This window comes from Flagellimonas sp. MMG031, assembly GCF_040112705.1.
Classification (GTDB): domain Bacteria; phylum Bacteroidota; class Bacteroidia; order Flavobacteriales; family Flavobacteriaceae; genus Flagellimonas.
Genome location: NZ_CP157804.1, coordinates 780,814 through 798,307, shown reverse-complemented (window position 1 = coordinate 798,307; position 17,494 = coordinate 780,814). Strand labels below are relative to the sequence as shown.

At 45.2% G+C, this 17,494-nt stretch carries 12 protein-coding genes; 4 read left to right on the top strand and 8 right to left on the bottom strand.

What is annotated here, in order from left to right; translation table 11 throughout:
* Nucleotides 1-757: 757 nt before the first annotated feature.
* The 7 genes from ABNE31_RS03525 to ABNE31_RS03495 all read right to left on the bottom strand — a co-directional run bounded on the left by ABNE31_RS03525 (nt 758) and on the right by ABNE31_RS03495 (nt 12,935).
* Nucleotides 758-1,693: a hypothetical protein gene (locus tag ABNE31_RS03525; RefSeq protein WP_349352393.1), complete on the bottom strand. Its 936-nt coding sequence runs from the start codon at nt 1,691-1,693 to the stop codon at nt 758-760.
* 379 nt (nt 1,694-2,072) lie between these two features.
* Nucleotides 2,073-3,626 carry a hypothetical protein gene (locus ABNE31_RS03520; protein ID WP_349352392.1) on the bottom strand — a complete coding sequence of 518 codons (1,554 nt, stop codon included), beginning with the start codon at nt 3,624-3,626 and terminating at the stop codon, nt 2,073-2,075.
* Nucleotides 3,627-3,650: 24 nt separating this feature from the next.
* Nucleotides 3,651-4,433 (bottom strand): enoyl-CoA hydratase-related protein, encoded by a 783-nt coding sequence (locus ABNE31_RS03515; RefSeq protein ID WP_349352391.1) that lies wholly within the window; start codon nt 4,431-4,433, stop codon nt 3,651-3,653.
* A gap of 39 nt (nt 4,434-4,472) precedes the next feature.
* Entirely contained in the window at nt 4,473-5,888 is a 1,416-nt protein-coding gene (locus tag ABNE31_RS03510; protein ID WP_179383752.1) for an ATP-binding protein, read from the bottom strand.
* 154 nt (nt 5,889-6,042) lie between these two features.
* A complete protein-coding gene (locus ABNE31_RS03505; protein WP_349352390.1) occupies nt 6,043-6,588 on the bottom strand; it encodes a CopD family protein in 546 nt (181 codons plus the stop codon).
* Between the two features lie 18 nt (nt 6,589-6,606).
* Nucleotides 6,607-9,732, bottom strand: a complete 3,126-nt coding sequence (locus tag ABNE31_RS03500; protein ID WP_349352389.1) for a glycosyl hydrolase — start codon at nt 9,730-9,732, stop codon at nt 6,607-6,609.
* 68 nt (nt 9,733-9,800) lie between these two features.
* The gene (locus ABNE31_RS03495) at nt 9,801-12,935 is read right to left on the bottom strand and encodes a glycosyl hydrolase (protein WP_349352388.1); all 3,135 of its coding nucleotides are present in this window, start codon (nt 12,933-12,935) and stop codon (nt 9,801-9,803) included.
* Between the two features lie 105 nt (nt 12,936-13,040).
* Here ABNE31_RS03495 and ABNE31_RS03490 point away from each other — a divergent pair, with 105 nt between their 5' ends.
* The 4 genes from ABNE31_RS03490 (at nt 13,041) to ABNE31_RS03475 (ending at nt 17,069) form a co-directional block, all read left to right on the top strand.
* On the top strand, nt 13,041-13,829 hold the full coding sequence (locus tag ABNE31_RS03490) for a DUF1080 domain-containing protein (RefSeq protein WP_306012789.1): 789 nt from the start codon (nt 13,041-13,043) through the stop codon (nt 13,827-13,829).
* 13 nt (nt 13,830-13,842) lie between these two features.
* Nucleotides 13,843-15,267 carry a Gfo/Idh/MocA family oxidoreductase gene (locus tag ABNE31_RS03485; RefSeq protein WP_349352387.1) on the top strand — a complete coding sequence of 475 codons (1,425 nt, stop codon included), beginning with the start codon at nt 13,843-13,845 and terminating at the stop codon, nt 15,265-15,267.
* A 9-nt stretch (nt 15,268-15,276) separates the two neighbouring features.
* Nucleotides 15,277-15,783, top strand: coding sequence for a DinB family protein (locus ABNE31_RS03480; protein WP_349352386.1), 507 nt, complete (start codon nt 15,277-15,279; stop codon nt 15,781-15,783).
* Nucleotides 15,784-16,058: 275 nt separating this feature from the next.
* On the top strand, nt 16,059-17,069 hold the full coding sequence (locus ABNE31_RS03475; protein WP_349352385.1) for an Ig-like domain-containing protein: 1,011 nt from the start codon (nt 16,059-16,061) through the stop codon (nt 17,067-17,069).
* 19 nt (nt 17,070-17,088) lie between these two features.
* On the opposite strand, the gene ABNE31_RS03470 is transcribed toward ABNE31_RS03475, so the two are convergent.
* Entirely contained in the window at nt 17,089-17,445 is a 357-nt protein-coding gene (locus ABNE31_RS03470; RefSeq protein ID WP_349352384.1) for a DUF2237 domain-containing protein, read from the bottom strand.
* Between the last annotated feature and the right edge of the window lie 49 nt (nt 17,446-17,494).

Genomic DNA, 17,494 nt, shown 5'->3' with positions numbered 1-17,494 from the left:
GACTCATTTCGACTTCGCTCAATGACCAACGCTCGGGGTGACAGTTCGAAATGACAATGAGTCCTATTGGTGCTAATTCGTGAAATTAGTGTCAACTGCCCATTGCCTATTTCCCACCAAATCAAGTCTATTTTTTATGGTTTTTTCTCTCCTGAGTCTTGATTCTTTGCTCATGACCCCCACAAAGATTTCTCGACTGCCCCTTCGACTCATTTCGACTTCGCTCAATGACCACCGCTCGGGGTGACAGTTCGAAATGACAAAGAACCCTATTCGTGCCAATTCGTGAAATTAGTGTCAACTGCCCATTGCCTATTTCCCATCAAACCAAGTCTATTTTATATTGTCTTTTCGCTCTTGAGTCTTGATTCCTGGCTCTTGGTTCCTCACTAAACTTGGTTCTCGATACTTTTTTTGGCTCCTTTTTTCAAAAACTCACCAAAAAACACTCGAACTGACAAACAAATATTTGCTTCCGGCTTCGGACTTCCGATAGATTTTTCAACTTCCCCCTCGACTCATTTCGACTTTGCTCAATGACCAACGCTCAGGGTGACAGCTCGAAATGACATCTTAACTGTTGACTTCAGACCTCCGACTTAGGACTTCGGACTCCTGACTTAAAATAAAAAAGCCGAGCGAATGCCCGGCCTCTCTGCTTAGGTTAAGTGCCCCGAATGGGAAATATTATTCTAGACAAGAAAAATACATTTTAGGATTTCTACCTTTTATAAGATACAAAATCCCACAACTAAAATTATTCCTCTTTGCTTTCCAAATACCTGAACAAGGGTGCCATTTTTTCTTCATAAGAAAGGTTCGCCCAATTCAACTCTTTAGTACTTGATCCACTACTTTTAGAGGCTTCGCTGTTTATGTTCTCAGTTTCAACAATTAAGAGTGGTCTTAGGTCTTCTAAAGTATTTTCTTTTGCCACAATACGTAAATCTCCCTGACCATTTTCATCAGAATTAGGGTCAAGCCTTAAACGAATTCCTTTATTACTATCTGGATTACAAATCCAGTTTTCCACAACGCTTCTAGGCAATATAATAGGGAACCAGCCATAGGCAGACCCAGAACCTTTCGGCAACAAAAGTGGATAGTCATCGGAACCTATTGGTCCTGCCCACATTGCGCTCTCTGCTCCAATATCCGCCCAATCATCATTGACATTTGCCATGGACCAATTCACTTCTTCCTCAACGAAGATGGGGTCGTCAGCTCCATAAAAACCAACCTTCATGTATAAATTGTCAAAGGTTGCGTTTAGGTAAGAATCTATGTAAACATATAATGTAGCCTTACTCACATAAAAAGCATCAGAACAGGTTTGACCCTCCCCAACTAATTGAGAGGTAATGGCATCTCCAATTCCATCGAAACGAAAAAGTGCTCTTCTTTCCCCTGTTGCAAGTCCGTTAAATGAATAAAATAACTGAACAAAATCCTCATTCAGTCCTGTTCCGGTAGAAACAATATTCGCATCAGATGTTCCTTCATATCCTTTAAATCCATTTTGGAAATAAAAATCTACAGTTGGGCTATCTGCTCCTTGTTGACCTTGTATACCTTGTTCACCTTGTGGGCCTTGGGGTCCTTGTGGCCCTGTTTCACCGTCTTCCCCCGAACAGGAGACTAAACTTACTGCCATGCACAACATGGCCATACATACTAATTTTAAACTTTTCATGATTGTTAATTTTATAAATTAGGGTTAATACTCCGCCAAAGTTAGGTGAGGAAATAGGTAGCATTTTAGGCTAATTGACGGATGGCCCTTCTGATCTGACGGATGCCCCTTTTGGGTTGATCTGTGAAAATTGGAATAGGATTATTCCTACGAAATTTTAGCCTAAAAAGAGATTGTAGGGAACACACTACATGGTAGAGGGTTTGCCTTTTTCGATGATTTTAAATCGTTTTCAGTGGAAATCAGCAACAAAGATGGACTTCCTATCCTTAGAATTGAAGAATGTAGCTATGAAGGATGGTCCTGAGAGAGTGACCCATGCGAATTCCAAAGTATAGGCTTCAGAACCCAAAAAAAATAGACTTAACGGCCTGTCGGATTACTGAAAACTCACTTTCACCAATTGCTTTCGACTTCCGCGCTTGGCGTAGAACAGCATTTTGTCGTCGGATTCATCTTTTAATGGCATGGAGACCATTAACGGCAATCGGGCTTCCTGTTGGTCGATGATTTTTTCATAATCCATCACCCCATTTTCGTCCAACGAAATCATGAACACATTTCGGTTTCGGCTAAATCCTTGCTTAAAAATCAAACGTTCATTGTTGATCAATTGCGGATTTTCGGCAGCGGTGCAAATAAAAAAGTAAGTGTTGCCATCCTTGCAATAGGAGCTGTAGGAGGCATAGGCGCCATCGCCCTGGGTTACTTCGGTCTTGTTGATGTTGCGCGCCCATTCCATGCTGCCATTGGCATCCAGTTTTACGCTGACGATATCGTTGTGATGGTACCGTTCAATCCTGATGCGTTGACCCGCTCCAGTGGTTTCCAATCCGGTGGTGACGAAATATTCCTCGGCGTTGAAGAATATTTCATTTTCTTCAGTGGTTTCCACCCCTTTAAAAACCAGGTTTTTGATATCCTTGTCCTCTTCGCGCCCAAACTTATCGTCCATAAACTGTTGTGAGAAGGGGTTGTACTTTTGGGTACGGATATTCAAAGTGTTCGGGTCCACATCAAAATAGGCGATGCCATTGTAACGGTTGTCCTTACGATCGGCATAAAACCCTGTACAGACCAGTTTGTTTTGGATGAAAACGGGATATAATGCCTCAGGATATTTACCGGGATCCACGAAGGATTGGGTTGTGTTCCCGGATTGTGACACCTTAATAAGCTCGTACTGAAATTTCCGTTCGTCCACACTAAACCTTCGCTTTTTATAGTAAGCCTTCCCTACAATATAGGCCGTTTGAAGGTCAGCAGAAAAAGCAACGTTCTCGAAAGCATAGTTCTTTTCCTCGATTTGGTCGGAGAAATCATATTCAAACTTTTTATTGAGTGCAGTATCGAACATATGGATCATATGTTTGTTGTCCTTTCCCTTTTTATGATGCGTGCTGATCACAAAACCTCTTTTGTTTTCATCAAACAAGACAGCTGTGGTAAAGCCCCTGGAAAAGTCGCGGTTGTAATAGTTTTTGCCAACGGGATCGTTCACCTCTTCCGAAGCGATGGAAAGCAACTTTTTTTCCTTGAAGTTAAAATCGATAACAGGACTACTGTGCACCCAGTATTCATATTCGCCCCGGTCAAGGTTGTAATTGAGAAACAACAGGTGCAGCTGACCATTTTTGAGGAAGCCATCCACAAAATCGAGCCCTTTCAACTTATAGTTGTATTCCGATACCAACTCTAGATTGCTGTTGTACTTTTCGATCAGGTAGCCCTTGGGCTTCAAGATCAATCCTTGGTAATAGGCACGTACCAACACATAACCGCCCGAGTCGTCCTCATTGATGGCAACTAGGTTCGAATATCGGTAGCGGTCGTGATATTTTTCCCCAAAATCATAGGAAACGGGCATCTTTTGTGCATTCAGCAACACACTGCCGAACACCAGTAAGCAAAGTACTAATAGGTTGTTTTTCATGATCTGGCTGCGTTAGGCCAATGGTCATGATCCAGGGAAATCAGCTTTTCTTTTCTCGAGGAAGGCCGAAGTGCCTTCCTTAAAGTCATCGGTTCCAAAGCAAGTGCCAAAAGCATCAATTTCCACCGAATAGCCATCAGCGTCATACTTAAAACCAGCATTTACCGCTTTTATTGCGTGTTTTATGGCGACGGATGAATTATTCGATATCCTGCTCGCTATCTTTTTACAAAAAGGAAGTAGTTCTTCGCTGGAGACCACGTGGTTCACCAGTCCATATCCAAAGGCCTTATCGGAATCGATCATGCCTGCCGTCATGATCATTTCCATCGCACGCCCCTTACCTACAAGCTGCGGCAAGCGTTGGGTGCCGCCGTATCCGGGAATCACGCCCAAGGAAACTTCGGGCAATCCCATTCGGGCATTGCTGCTGGCGACCCTAAAATGGCAGGCCATGGCCAGTTCCAATCCTCCGCCCAGAGCAAATCCATTGATGGCTGCGATAACGGGTGTCGAGAGATTCTCAACAAAATCGAACAGTTGCCGTTGACCTGCAGCGGCCAATTGCCGGCCTTCCTTCACCGAAAAATCCGCGAATTCGGAAATATCGGCACCGGCCACAAAGGCCTTGTCCCCGCTTCCTGTAATTATAATGACCTTGGTTTCGGAATCCTCATCCAACTCCTTAAAGGCCACGTGCAGCTCTTCTATGGTTCGTTTGTTGAGCGCATTGAGTTTCTTGGGCCTATCGATGGTAATAGTGGCCAAATGGTTTTCTTCTTCAATGTAGATGTTTTCGTAATCCATAAAGATTGCTGTTTGGGGCGGCACAACGCTGAACCGCCATTATTTTTTCTGTTCCTTTGGAAAATCGATGGTAAACACGGTCCCTTTTCCAACTTTAGATGTAAAGTTAATGGTTCCGCCATAGTTTTCCACAATGTTCTTTACCATACCCAATCCTAGGCCTGTACCACTGGATTTTGTGGTGAACTTTGGCTCAAAAATACGATGCTTGTACTCATCGGAAATGCCCAGACCATTGTCGGCAACCGATATTTTTACCCTATCCCCGACCGATGCTACGGTTACCAAAATCCGTGGCGATTCCACTTCGGGAATGGCCTGAATGGCATTTTTGACCAAATTGGTGATCACCCGTATCAGTTGTGTGCGATCCAATTTGGCGACCACCTCTTCCTCATCCGCTATAAAATGAATGTAATCCTCATTAAAGATTTCCAAGGCCAGCTTTACCACTTTTACCACGTTCAGGGTCTCATTTTGCTGGGCGGGCATATCGGCAAAACTCGAAAAGGCCGTGGCAATATTGCTCATGGTATCGATTTGCTGGATTAAGGTTTTCGAAAATTCCTTTACTTTTTTTTGAATATCAGGGTCATTTGGGTCGAATTTCCGTTCAAAACTCTGTACGGTCAATCGCAGGGGAGTCAACGGATTTTTGATTTCATGGGCTACCTGCTTCGCCATCTCTCGCCAGGCCTGTTCACGTTCGCTACGGGCCAATTTTACCGCGCTTTCCTCCAACTCATCAATCATCCGGTTGTAGGAGTCCACCAGCTTTGCGATTTCCTCCCCTGGGCTTTCCAAATAGATTTTCTCGTTTTGATGGGTGAGATTGGTCCGGTTGATCTTGTCGGAAATTGTTTGTAACGACCTTGTGATATATTTTGAAATGAAATAGGACAGAATAATGGCTATGACCAACATTAACAGATAAACCATACCCAATCGGAAAAGGAACTCCTTAAGTTCCATATTGTTGAAGGTATTGTCCTCAAAATAGGGAAGGTTCAAAATACCGATGGGCTTAAACTTCAGGTCGTAGATGTAGCGGTATGTTGCTTGATAGTTATCGCCAGCCGCCCTTTTTTCTTCCACAAAACGGCTTTCCCCTCCTTCTCTCAGAAAATTAAGTATTTCAGCATCCAAACAGGTGGCGATGGCGTTGGATTCGAAAGTGGGCCTAGAGCTTTTAATGAGGTTTCCTTCTAGATCATAAAGGTTGAAATTGACATTTTGGATGTTGGCAATCTCATAGATTTCTTCGCTAAAGATGAGGTGAAGATTCTCGGTGACTACCGGATAGGTGGTTTCCTTGAGCGTAAATTCAATGCTCTTCATCAACTGCTCTTCCTTACGCTCCAAGCGTTCCCTGTGGTAATCGTTTCCCTGCTCCTTGTATTGGTACACCGTTACCCCGGCAATCAGCACAGATGCCAATACCACCAAGGTAATCATGGAAATAAAGATGCGCGACCGTAAGGATAGTTTTCGTAGCAAGCTCGCTTGATTTGATGGTTAAATTTAAGCAATTATCGAGCCAAACAATACAGCTTCGGGATTGGGATTCAATCACAAAAACAAGACGAAAGAAAGCTCAATCTTTTTGTTTTCAAGCATTGGGATTTCTGTCCCGCACTTTTTTGTACCAACGAATGCCCAGCATCAAAAGGATAATCAATGCAAACATGCCTACAATTCCATAGATCCAATTGAAAGCACTTTTGAGCACCACTAAAAAGACAACCGCAAAAAGGATAATCGTGGCAACCTCGTTCCACAGACGCATAAATTTTGAGGTATACTTGACCTCATCCCGCTGTAATTGCTTGAAAATCTGATGGCATTTCCCGTGATACACAAAAAGTAGCAGCACAAATGCGAGTTTAACGTGCATCCAGGGTTGCTGTAACCAGCCCGGCATCAAAATAAGCAAAATAATGGCCGTGAGCGTGCAGAGCACAGCCGACGGCCATGTAATGATATACCATAATCGTTTGGTCATCAATTTGAGCTGGTCGCTCAGGATTTCCTTATCGGGTGATGGTTTCTGCCATGCTTCGATATGGTAAATAAAGAGTCGCGGTATATAGAAAAGACCTGCGAACCAGGTGACCACAAATATGAGGTGCAACGATTTGATGTATGGGTACAGCAATTGCTACGTTTTTATGAGTTACATCCGGATGGCTCCAATGCCCTTATCCCAGAGTTTGGTGTTAAAATTAGGGATTTCCGTTTTCATTAAGGTCTCCGCACGTTGTTTTAATCCCACCCATTGGGCATCCAGTTCCTTCTTTCGGTCCACGGATGGCTGATTGATCTGTGGCAACGAACTATTGCTGTGGTTCATCACAAAAAGATACTCGGCCGTAAACTTGTTGGGGAAATTCTCCACATCGTCATAGGCTTGCGATTTGCGCTGCACCATTTCCTCGTCCCACACCTTGAGTTTGTCGAGCAATGACTGTCCTTCTTTTTTGAGTTCCTCCTCTTTCAAGTCCTTTAGTAATTTTGTCAATTGATTTTGAACGCTTTTCAAGGTGTTTACCTTATTGTGCATGTCGATGAGTTTAGACTCAAAATCCGTCATAATAGCATCGTACTCGGCAAAGCGCTCTTCCGAAACATGGGTATTGGGCGTAGGCACAATCATCCCTTTGGTGGTAACGGTATTTCCTCCTGCACTTAATTGGATGGTATACGCTCCAGGTGGCACTTTGTGCCCTGTGAAATCCGCTTCAATGTATACACCTGGTACACCTGGCATTATAGGGGTTTTAAGGTCCCATACAAATCGGTTCAATCCTTTGGATGTCCCCAAGGTAGGTGCAGGGGGCGCTCCTCCTCCGTTATGGGGGATATAATCCTCATCCTTCTTGGAGGTAAAGGTCCGTACCACTTTACCCTGTGCATTTTTGATTTCCATAGTGACTTCGGTGGAATCCATTTTTTCCGGAAGATGGTAATAGATGACCATCCCATTGGCCGGGTTGACCCCTTCAAATGGATTGGTTCCGGACAGATTGGAAGAATTTCTGCTCAATGGGCTTCCCCAATAACCGTGGATGGCTTCTTCCGGCTGATACAATTTCAATTCACCGCTATTTCCTTTGTATTGGGCCAAGGTTGTGATATTGTCCAAAATCCAGAAGCTCCTCCCAGAAGTAGCCACAATCAAATCGCCCTTGTGCACCTTTAAATCCGTAATCGGCGTTTTGGGCAAATTCAATTGCAGCGGCTCCCATTTTTTGCCGTCATTCCAAGATACATACAGTCCTTTTTCAGTTCCGGCATACAACAATCCTTTCTGCTGTTCATCCTCACGGACCACTCGTGTAAAAGCTCCGTAGGGAATGCCCTCACTAATATTGGTCCAACTTTTTCCGTAGTCGTTGCTTTTGTAGAGGGCAGGAGTATAATCGTTGAATTTGTATCGGGTAGTTGCGATATAGATAGTCGCTGGGTCGTGTGGTGAAACTTCAATGGCGTTTACCAAACTCTCCTTTAACCCCTTTGGGGTTATCTCTTCCCAAGATTCACCGCCATTTTTGGTAATATGCACCAATCCATCATCACTCCCAGTAATCAACACCCCAGCTTCGTGTGGTGATTCCAAGAGATAAGAAATGGTCCCGTAGTTTTCAGCACCTACGGCTTCATTGGTGTATGGGCCTCCGCCCTTTCCTTGCAGTCCATCTTGGTCCCGTGTTAGGTCTGGTGATACTTCCTCCCAGGTCACACCATTGTCCCTTGTTCTGAGGACCAACTGTGCCGCATGGTAAAAAGTTCCGGGTTCGTGTTTGGACCAAATAATGGGTGCATTCCAATTGTATAGGTATTTCATGTCACGTGCATCACGTCCCAAATATTGTATTGGCGCTGCCATGACATTGCTGGACATTTTGGATTCCATATCCAACAGTTCAATGGTACCCAGATAACTGCCTCCCATCACATAGCGTGGATTTTCGGGGTCGAAGCCCAAAAAGGCACTCTCTCCCCCAGCGGAATAATGCCAATCTTCTTGATTGATGCTCCATCGACCTACGGAAAGACTGGCGATCTTTACCGAGGTGTTGTCCTGTTGACCTCCATAAATATTGTATGGGAACAAATTATCCGTGCTGATACGATAAAACTGTGCCGTGGGCATATTATCCTGCAGGGTCCAGTTTTCACCATAATCGAAGGTAATGGTAGCTCCACCATCATCTGCCAAAACCATATTTTTCGAGTTGTTCGGGTTAATCCACAGGTCATGGGTATCACCATGGGGCACGGAAATGGTCTCCCAGGTTTTTCCACCATCTTCGGAACGGAACATAGAGGCACTCAACACATACACGGTATCTTCATCATTAGGGTCTACAAACACTTCGATATAATACCAGGCACGCTGTACCAATCGGTTGTCCCCACTGATCATCTGCCAACTATCGCCCCCATTGTTGGAGACGAAGAGACCTCCTTTATCTAAATCTGAATCACTTTCGATCAAGGCGTATACTTTTTCAGAATTGGAAGGGCTCACAGCAACGGCCATTTTCCCTTTTTCTTCAGGCAGCCCTTTGGTCATTTCTTCCCAAGTGTCTCCGCCATCGGTAGATTTGTACAATCCGCTTCCTGGTCCTCCACTGATTACTTTATTGGGTTTACGCTGATGCTCCCACATCGCGGCATAGAGCACTAAGGGATTGTTGGCATCCATAGAGAGTTCCACTGCTCCGGTGCCTTCATCCACAAACAGTATCTTTTCCCAATTTTTTCCACCATCCATGGAACGGTACACCCCTCTTTCAGGGTTTGGCGCAAATAAAGCACCTTGGGCAGCCACGTACACCACATCTGGGTTGGTGGGGTGGATAATGATTCGCGAGATATGCTGTGTTTTTTCAAGTCCCAGTTTTATCCATGTTTTTCCTGCATCATTGGATCGGTAGACACCATCCCCGTAGGAGGTCATTACTCCCCTTGGAGCATGCTCACCCATACCACAATAGAGAATATTGGGATTGGAAGGCGATACGGAAACCGCCCCTACGGAGCCCATTTCAAAGAAACCATCCGATATGTTTTCCCATTGTCCGCCCGCATTGGTGGTTTTCCAAAGTCCACCACCCGTGGTTCCCATATAGTAAGTGAGCGGGTCGCCAATTACACCGCTAGCGGTCACGGAACGTCCTCCCCTAAATGGGCCAATGTTCCGGAAAATCATGGGTTCAAAATAGTCGTTGGTCGTCTGTGCGAATGCCAGGGTGCCAAAAATGGCACTCAACAAAAAAAGCAGTCCTTTTTTCATAGTGTTGGTTGGTATTGGAATGTCTGTAATGTAAAAGCCCCTATGCAAAAACATAGGGGCTCGTTTATTTATTCTTCTATGCTCAAATAATCCAATTTGAGTTGGTTGAACTCTTCATTGAAGGTAGCAATTTCTTTATCCATCAAATTATCGAATGTCCTCAATTGCTCGTTGATCTTTTGTGTCATTTCATTTTTGACAGCAATATCCTGTTCGGTCGGTGGGAAATCGTCTAGAGAGACCAAACTGTTCAAGTGCGCCAATTTATTGGTCAACCTGATGGGGAAGTTCAAAGGATCTTGATTACTTCTGTTTTGGGTCTGATAGAGTGCCTTTTCTACGGAGCCAAACTCTTCCTTCAAGCTTTTGGCTTTCTCCACCAATGCTTTTGTGGCTTCTTCATCCTTATATTTTTTGATGAATTCATCCAACTTTCCGTTGATTGCCCTAATCTTCTTTATGGATTGATGGGCCTTGTCCACAGTCTCGTTCACCTCGGTGATAAAATCGTATTGTTTTTGCATATCGGCAACGGTAACTTCGGCCCTTGGGTCTGGTAAAATGGTAAAGTTTTCGCTTTGTGTTTCTCCATTTACGTTCAAATGCACCTTGTAAGTTCCTGGAACCGCTTTTGGACCGCTTAGGTTGGCCCACCACAAGATCATGCCATCCAATCGTTCGGCTCCCTTGCCTCGCGTATCCCAAACATAGGTGTTTCCGCCTTTCTTGGCTTCCAGTTTTTTGTCCTTTTCCTTGGCGTAGGTACTGTAGGTGGCCAAGGTATCTCCGTTCATTTTGGTATAGGTCAACGCAATGCTGTCCTTTTCGGAAACATCTTTCAGGTAAAAATGCGTAATAACCCCATTGGGCAAGTTCTCACCTTCTGTTTTTGATGGCCTTCTTGACGCCCTGCCTTTGGTTCGGTAGCTGTCCCTTGGTTTGTACAAAATCGCATCAGCAGATTTTTTGGCATTGTCCAATTGATGTAATACCGTAAGATCATCAATAACCCAGATACTTCTACCTTGTGTCGCTACGATCAGGTTGTCATCCTTGATGGTCAAATCGGTAATGGGTACAATGGGCAAATTCAATTGGAACTTCTCCCATTGGGCTCCATCGTTGAACGAGATATACATTCCGGTCTCCGTACCCGCATAGAGCAGCCCTTTTCGTTTTGGATCTTCCCGAACCACCCTTGTGAAGTGTTCATCTTCAATCCCATCGGTGATTTTGGTCCATGTTTTTCCGTAATCGGTGGTCTTGTAGAGATATGGGGCAAAATCGCCCAACTTATACCTCGTAGCGGCCACATAGCAGGTTCCTTCATCAAATGCAGAAGGCTCAATGCTATTGATCATGTTCCACTCGGGCATATTTGGAGGTGTTACATTTTCCCAGGTTTGTCCGCCATCTTTGGTCACATGGATAAGTCCATCATCACTACCTACCCAAAGCAGACCTTCCTTCAATGGGCTTTCATTGGCGGCAAAAATGGTACAGTAGTATTCCACACTGGTATTATCTTGAGTGATGGGTCCACCACTGGAAACCAGTTTGGTAGGGTCGTTTCGGGTTAAATCACCACTCAACAGTTCCCAGCTTTGACCTTCGTTGGTCGTCATGTGAACATGGTTGGAAAAGGTGTACAGTTTATTGGGGTCGTGCTTGCTGAACATGATGGGGAAGTTCCATTGAAAACGGTACTTCATCCCTTCGGCACCGTGTCCCATCGGGTTGTCGGGCCATACATTTACTGCTCTTACCGTTTTGTTGGCATGGTTCACACGGGTCAAAAAGCCTCCGTAGCTCCCGCCATACACAATATCGTTGTTTTCAGGGTCCACGGCAATATGTGCGGATTCACCTCCTGCTGTTTCTTCCCAATCATCCTCTCCAATAGATCCATCATCACTTCGGTAATTGATTCTGATGGTAGAGTTGTCCTGCTGCGCCACATAAATTCGATATGGGAACGCATCATCCGTAGTAACCCGGTAAAACTGTGCCGTAGGTTGATTGTGATAGGTACTCCACGTTTCACCGCCATCAAAACTTACTTGGGCACCACCATCATCGGCCATGATCATACGGTTGGAATCTTCAGGTGCAATCCAAAGATCATGGTGGTCTCCGTGAGGTGCGTTGTTGGATTTGAAGGTCTTTCCTCCATCCGTACTTTTATGATAGCTCACGTTGAGTACATAGACTACATCTTCATTATTGGTGTCGGCATAGACACGGGTATAGTACCACGCTCGTTGCCTTAGACTTCTATCACTGTTGACCAAGGTCCATGTAGCTCCGGCATCATCGGAACGGTAGAGACCTCCTTTTTCCTTGTTTTCTACCATGGCCCACACCCTATTGCTGTTGACTGGGCTTACGGCCACTCCAATGATACCCAATGTATCGGTTGCGAAGCCCTTATTTTTGGAAATCTCCGTCCATGTTTCACCGCTATCGGTACTCTTCCAAAGGGCGGAACCTACTCCACCACTGCTCAAGTTGTAAGGTGTGCGTTGTATCCTCCATGTGGAAGCATACAAAATCCTTGGGTTGTTCGGATCAAAGGTAAGGTCAACGGCTCCCGCCATATCATTGGCATACAGCACTTTTTCCCAAGTTTCGCCTCCATTCGTGCTTTTGTAAACACCTCTTTCGGTAGTGGGTTTATACAGATTGCCCATTACCGCAGCGTAAACAATGTTGTGGTCCTTTGGGTGGATTCTCATTCTAGAAATATGTCGGCTTTCATCCAATCCCAACGATGTCCATGTTTTTCCGGCATCCACTGTCTTCCAGACTCCGTAACCAGAGGAGACATTACCACGAACGGTCTGTTCTCCACCACCGACATAAATGACATTGGGGTCGCTTTGGGCCACTTCAACGGCACCAATACTTCCTCCGAAGTAACCATCGGAGATATTCTCCCAGGTGCCACCACCGTCTTTAGTTCTCCAAACTCCACCTCCTGTGGCTCCAAAATAGTATAGGTTAGGTTTTCCTGGCACTCCAGCAACGGTTCCGGAACGTCCACCACGGAAAGGCCCGATCAATCGGTATTCCAAACTAGAATAAAGTTCTTCGGGGTATTGTGGCCCACTTTGTTTTTTGTTCCTACGCTGGGAATGGACCGGTGAAATAAACAGTGTTGCGGTAAGCAAGAGCATACCGATCTTGAAAAAGCAAATCTTCATTTTTAAAGTGTTGAGTTAGTCAGCCTTAAATGTAATAAAAAGCAACAAAAAAGTTATCCAATATTTTGTACTTTAACCCAGCATATAAAAATCAAAACCTAAACCATGCTTAAATTTTTGAGGCTTGCCGCCATCTTTTTGGCGTTGGCCGCTTGCAAAGACCAATCCAAACAAAAAGAACAATCAACCCCTCCCGAAACAACCACAGAACAACCCGAATGGGTGTATTTGTTCGATGGCACCAGTTTGGACGGCTGGCGGGGCTATAACATGGACTCCCTCCCGCCTGGATGGACCATTAAGGACAGCGTACTTACGTTCGATACCGAATTGGGACTTGAACAGGATTATACCGGTGGCAAGGATATTATCTACGGCGCAGAAGAGTTTGACAATTTTGAGCTTTATCTGGAATGGAAAATCCCCGAAGGAGCCAACAGTGGCATTTTTTATCACGTTAAGGAAGGCTACGATGGCCCGCCGGAGGTATCGCCTGAATATCAGATCATCGATGATGAGAATTATGCCGATATCCACGATCTAACCGGGTACAACTCACAGTTTGGCGCCGAACATCCCGAACTCCTTCAAGATTGGCAAAAAACTGGAGCGGACTACGCCATGCATACGGCAGACGAATCGCAAAAGCAACTGAACCCCATTGGGGAATGGAATTCCTCAAAAATTGTGTTCACTCCAGAAAAAGTAGAGCATTGGCTCAACGGCAAAAAACTATTGGAGTTTGAGCCTTGGTCCGAAGACTGGAAAGCCAAAAAGAATTCAGGGAAATGGGACAACGCTCCCGATTATGGGAAATACAAAACGGGCTACATTGCCCTACAAGATCATGCGAGCCCAATTTGGTTCAGAAACATAAAAATTAGAAAACTATAATAACCTCCAGACCATGAACAAAAGAGAATTTATCAAAAAGAGTAGTGTGGGAGCACTGGGAATAATGTTGGCGCCTTCCATTCTTAAGGCAGGATTCCCCAAAGACAAACTAAGAACGGCACATATTGGCGTAGGAAATATGGGCATGGAGGACCTCAAGGCCGTATCCTCCCATGAAGCAGTTGAAGTTATCGCTCTTTGCGATGTGGATGCCCTCAACCTATCGGCTGCGCACAAAATGCATCCGGGCGCACGTATCTTTTTTGACTATCGTGTGATGTTGGAAGAAATGGGAGATGAAATCGATGCGGTCATCGTTTCCACGCCCGACCATACACACGCCCCTGCCTCATTGATGGCAATGAACATGGACAAGCCCGTGTACTGTCAAAAACCGCTCACCCACTATGTTTCCGAATCCAGGGAAATGAAACGGGTGGCCGCCGAGAAAGGTTTGGTGACGCAAATGGGGATTCAGGTGCACTCCTTTTACGATTATAAATTGGCCACACTTTTGATTCAGTCCGGAATCATCGGTAAAGTTCATACGGTACATGCATGGTCGCCCAAAAATTGGGGGTATGATGGACCATTGCCCGAAGGCGAAGATCCGGTTCCAGAGCAATTGGATTGGAACCTTTGGTTGGGCACTTCCACCAAACGACCTTACAAAAAGGACATGTACCACCCAGGAAACTGGAGAAAATTGATGGATTACGGCTGTGGTACCTTGGGCGACATGGGAGTCCATATTTTTGATACGCCTTACAATGCGTTGGAGCTTGATGTACCCAGAACCATTATGACGGAATGCCGCCCTCCCAACGGATTTGGTTTCCCGGAAAAGAATACGGTCACCTATGAATTCCCTGGCACCAAGTACACAGGAAAGTCCTTAAAATGGATTTGGTACGATGGCCCCGGTGCACCAGAAATGCACGAAGACCTGATGTTGCCCGGAATGGAAATGAAAAAAGACAACGCTGCTGCCCAAAAAAGTGACGGGAACAGTATCTCCTTGGACGCCGGAGTGGCAGGAGAAAACGAACTTCCAGAACAAGGGGCCATGTTTGTGGGAACCAAAGGCAGATTGTTGTTGCCCCACTTTATGCAATTGCCCAAAAAGATAGTGCGCGGTAAATATGTGGACATTTCCAAGGAGATTGCCAAAGTATCCGAGGAGCATAATTTGGGCGAACCCATCCGTAATTATGGCACAGAAGGACCAAAGCACTACCACCAGTTTGTGGATGCCTGCTTGGGCAAGGATACCACAACCGCACCTTTTGATTATGCCGCCCGTTTGACGGAAACCATTTTATTGGGAACCATTGCAGGGCGTTTCCCAGGAGAAACGCTTCATTGGGATGCGGAAACGGCGCAATTCAAGGAAGAAAAAGCCAATCAGTTTTTGGCTGGTGATTATCGGGACTTTTAAATAATCGCTATGTCCTCCACCTTGGAATATTGGTTAAGCGGTTCCGTACCCCATGTCCCTGCACTCTTACAGCCAGCAGCACATGCCTTGCTACAGTCCGTGCGGGAAGTAAAGGAATATTTGGCCAAGTTCCCGGAAGAGCAGCTTTGGGAAAAAGCCTATGGCAGGGCCTCGGTAGGATTCCACCTTAGGCACATGACCGGGGTACTGGACCGATTACTAACTTATGCCAAACAAGAGCCCTTGACGAAGGAACAGTTCGAATTCCTGAAAAATGAAGGGAATGGCGAAGGAGCACCTACCAGCGAACAATTGATTTCGGCATTGGAGGACAAAGTGAATGAAGCTTTGATCTATTTCAAGACCATTCCAGAAAACACCCTGACCGACGAACGTTTTGTGGGCCGCAAAAAGCTGCCCACAACGCTAATCGGATTGCTTTTCCATGCTGCCGAACATAGCCAACGTCATGTGGGTCAGTTGTTAGTGACGGTTAGCGTTGTAAAAGGTCAATAACCGGGCCTTCGGGGCTATCTTGGAAAATTGGGTCGCGAAGTGAATGGGAACCAAACTTGATGGAAGCCCCGACAGAACCTTCGCATGAGTTTAAAAAGGGATACTTTAACTTCCACAACAACAAGGTTTTGACAGTCTTCTCTTACAGCGTTTCCCCACAAAATAGTGGGCTTCCGGAGGATTAATACCTTAAAAGTGTACTGTCACCTCTGTTTTTTTAACAGTCACAACATTAATTTCACATCTCCTTTTCCATGGACTAGTTTCGAAAATGTATGGAAAGGATAAACCTCAATCAGTTTTCATTTATAGTAGCCCTTTTAGCTGTATTCCTTATAACTCCAGCTATGCTTCATGCCCAAAAAGCGGCACCTGTTGCAGCGGATGATAGCTACACGGCAGGACTTAACAGCACTTTGAACGTTGCAGCATCCAACGGTTTGCTTCAAAATGACTCAGATGCCAACGGAAATGCCACCATGAGTGTGCAAACTACGCCCGTGGCTGACGTAGCCAACGGTGTTTTGAACCTGAACAGCGATGGTAGTTTTGACTACACCCCAAATGCAGGTTTTATTGGAACAGATAGCTTTACCTATCGGGTTTGCGACGATGGTTCGCCAAGCGAAGTAGTTTCCCGCTTTGATTTTGATACTCCGACCATAACCACAGCTACCATTGGTCCCAACGCCACCTCTGTCAACCCAAATGCAGCACAAACAGGTTGTGGGATACATTTTCCTACCGGCTCAGGTGGATCAACAGGTTTTGATATTGTGGTGCCCAACACTTCAGGTATTTTTAATTTTACCAGTTTTGAAGTCTCCTTCGAATATCAAGATCAAGAAAGTCAAGCTGATATTGTTACCGCGGGTAATTTTAGAATCTATCACTTTAGGCCCAATGAGATGGGATTGGAAATTGACGTGGTCAACTCCGTAACCGGTCTTACGGAAACCTTTACCCAAGATTTTGGGAATTTTTTGAGCGGAAACAATCCGTATTCCGTAGCTTATAACGAAGCTACCGGGGAAGTAACCTACACAGCCAACGGAAGTTCCACAGTATATGCCGTAGCCCCTCCAAATTCTCCTTTGGACAGTAGTTTGGCCACAGATATTATTATCGGCGAACGCATGGATGGCTCTGGGTCCTCTACACCCTCACTCTGTAGCATGGAGTTTGTGGACAACAGTGTGCTTTGCGATGAAGCCGATGTCTCCCTCTCGGTAATAGCTACTGTAATCACCAACAGGAACATCACATACCGGGTGAATAAAAATTAGGATACCAGAGGACTTCCTCCTACGCCTTATGCTCCAATAACGACTCGAACGAAACGTATTTTAGCGCTTTCTCATGGGTAGCTTCCAATACCACAGGTGGCGCAACTCCCTCCAAATAGGCCTCTTTCCAACGTGAGGCACAGAGGCACCATTTGTCCCCAGCTTTCAAGCCTGGAAATTGATAAAAGGGCATGGGTGTTATCAAATCGTTCCCTTTGCTTTTTGAGAACTGTAAAAACTCATCCGTCATAATGGCGCACACCACGTGTTTTCCTGTATCGTCGATACCCGTTTTACAAAATCCATCCCGATAATAACCCGTTTTGGGTTCCAAACAGCATGAAATCAATGATGACCCAAGTACATTTTTATCCATAGTGGCCTAAAAATAATTTAAGTTGAGCAGTTTGTAGCATTATTGTTGC

Excerpts from the sequence above, each read along its gene's own strand:
- ABNE31_RS03525 (WP_349352393.1), bottom strand. The coding sequence starts at position 1,693 with ATGAAAAGTTTAAAATTAGTATGTATGGCCATGTTGTGCATGGCAGTA.
- ABNE31_RS03520 (WP_349352392.1), bottom strand. The coding sequence starts at position 3,626 with ATGAAAAACAACCTATTAGTACTTTGCTTACTGGTGTTCGGCAGTGTG.
- ABNE31_RS03515 (WP_349352391.1), bottom strand. The coding sequence starts at position 4,433 with ATGGATTACGAAAACATCTACATTGAAGAAGAAAACCATTTGGCCACT.
- ABNE31_RS03510 (WP_179383752.1), bottom strand. The coding sequence starts at position 5,888 with ATGATTACCTTGGTGGTATTGGCATCTGTGCTGATTGCCGGGGTAACG.
- ABNE31_RS03500 (WP_349352389.1), bottom strand. The coding sequence starts at position 9,732 with ATGAAAAAAGGACTGCTTTTTTTGTTGAGTGCCATTTTTGGCACCCTG.
- ABNE31_RS03495 (WP_349352388.1), bottom strand. The coding sequence starts at position 12,935 with ATGAAGATTTGCTTTTTCAAGATCGGTATGCTCTTGCTTACCGCAACA.
- ABNE31_RS03490 (WP_306012789.1), top strand. The coding sequence starts at position 13,041 with ATGCTTAAATTTTTGAGGCTTGCCGCCATCTTTTTGGCGTTGGCCGCT.
- ABNE31_RS03485 (WP_349352387.1), top strand. The coding sequence starts at position 13,843 with ATGAACAAAAGAGAATTTATCAAAAAGAGTAGTGTGGGAGCACTGGGA.
- ABNE31_RS03480 (WP_349352386.1), top strand. The coding sequence starts at position 15,277 with ATGTCCTCCACCTTGGAATATTGGTTAAGCGGTTCCGTACCCCATGTC.
- ABNE31_RS03475 (WP_349352385.1), top strand. The coding sequence starts at position 16,059 with ATGGAAAGGATAAACCTCAATCAGTTTTCATTTATAGTAGCCCTTTTA.
- ABNE31_RS03470 (WP_349352384.1), bottom strand. The coding sequence starts at position 17,445 with ATGGATAAAAATGTACTTGGGTCATCATTGATTTCATGCTGTTTGGAA.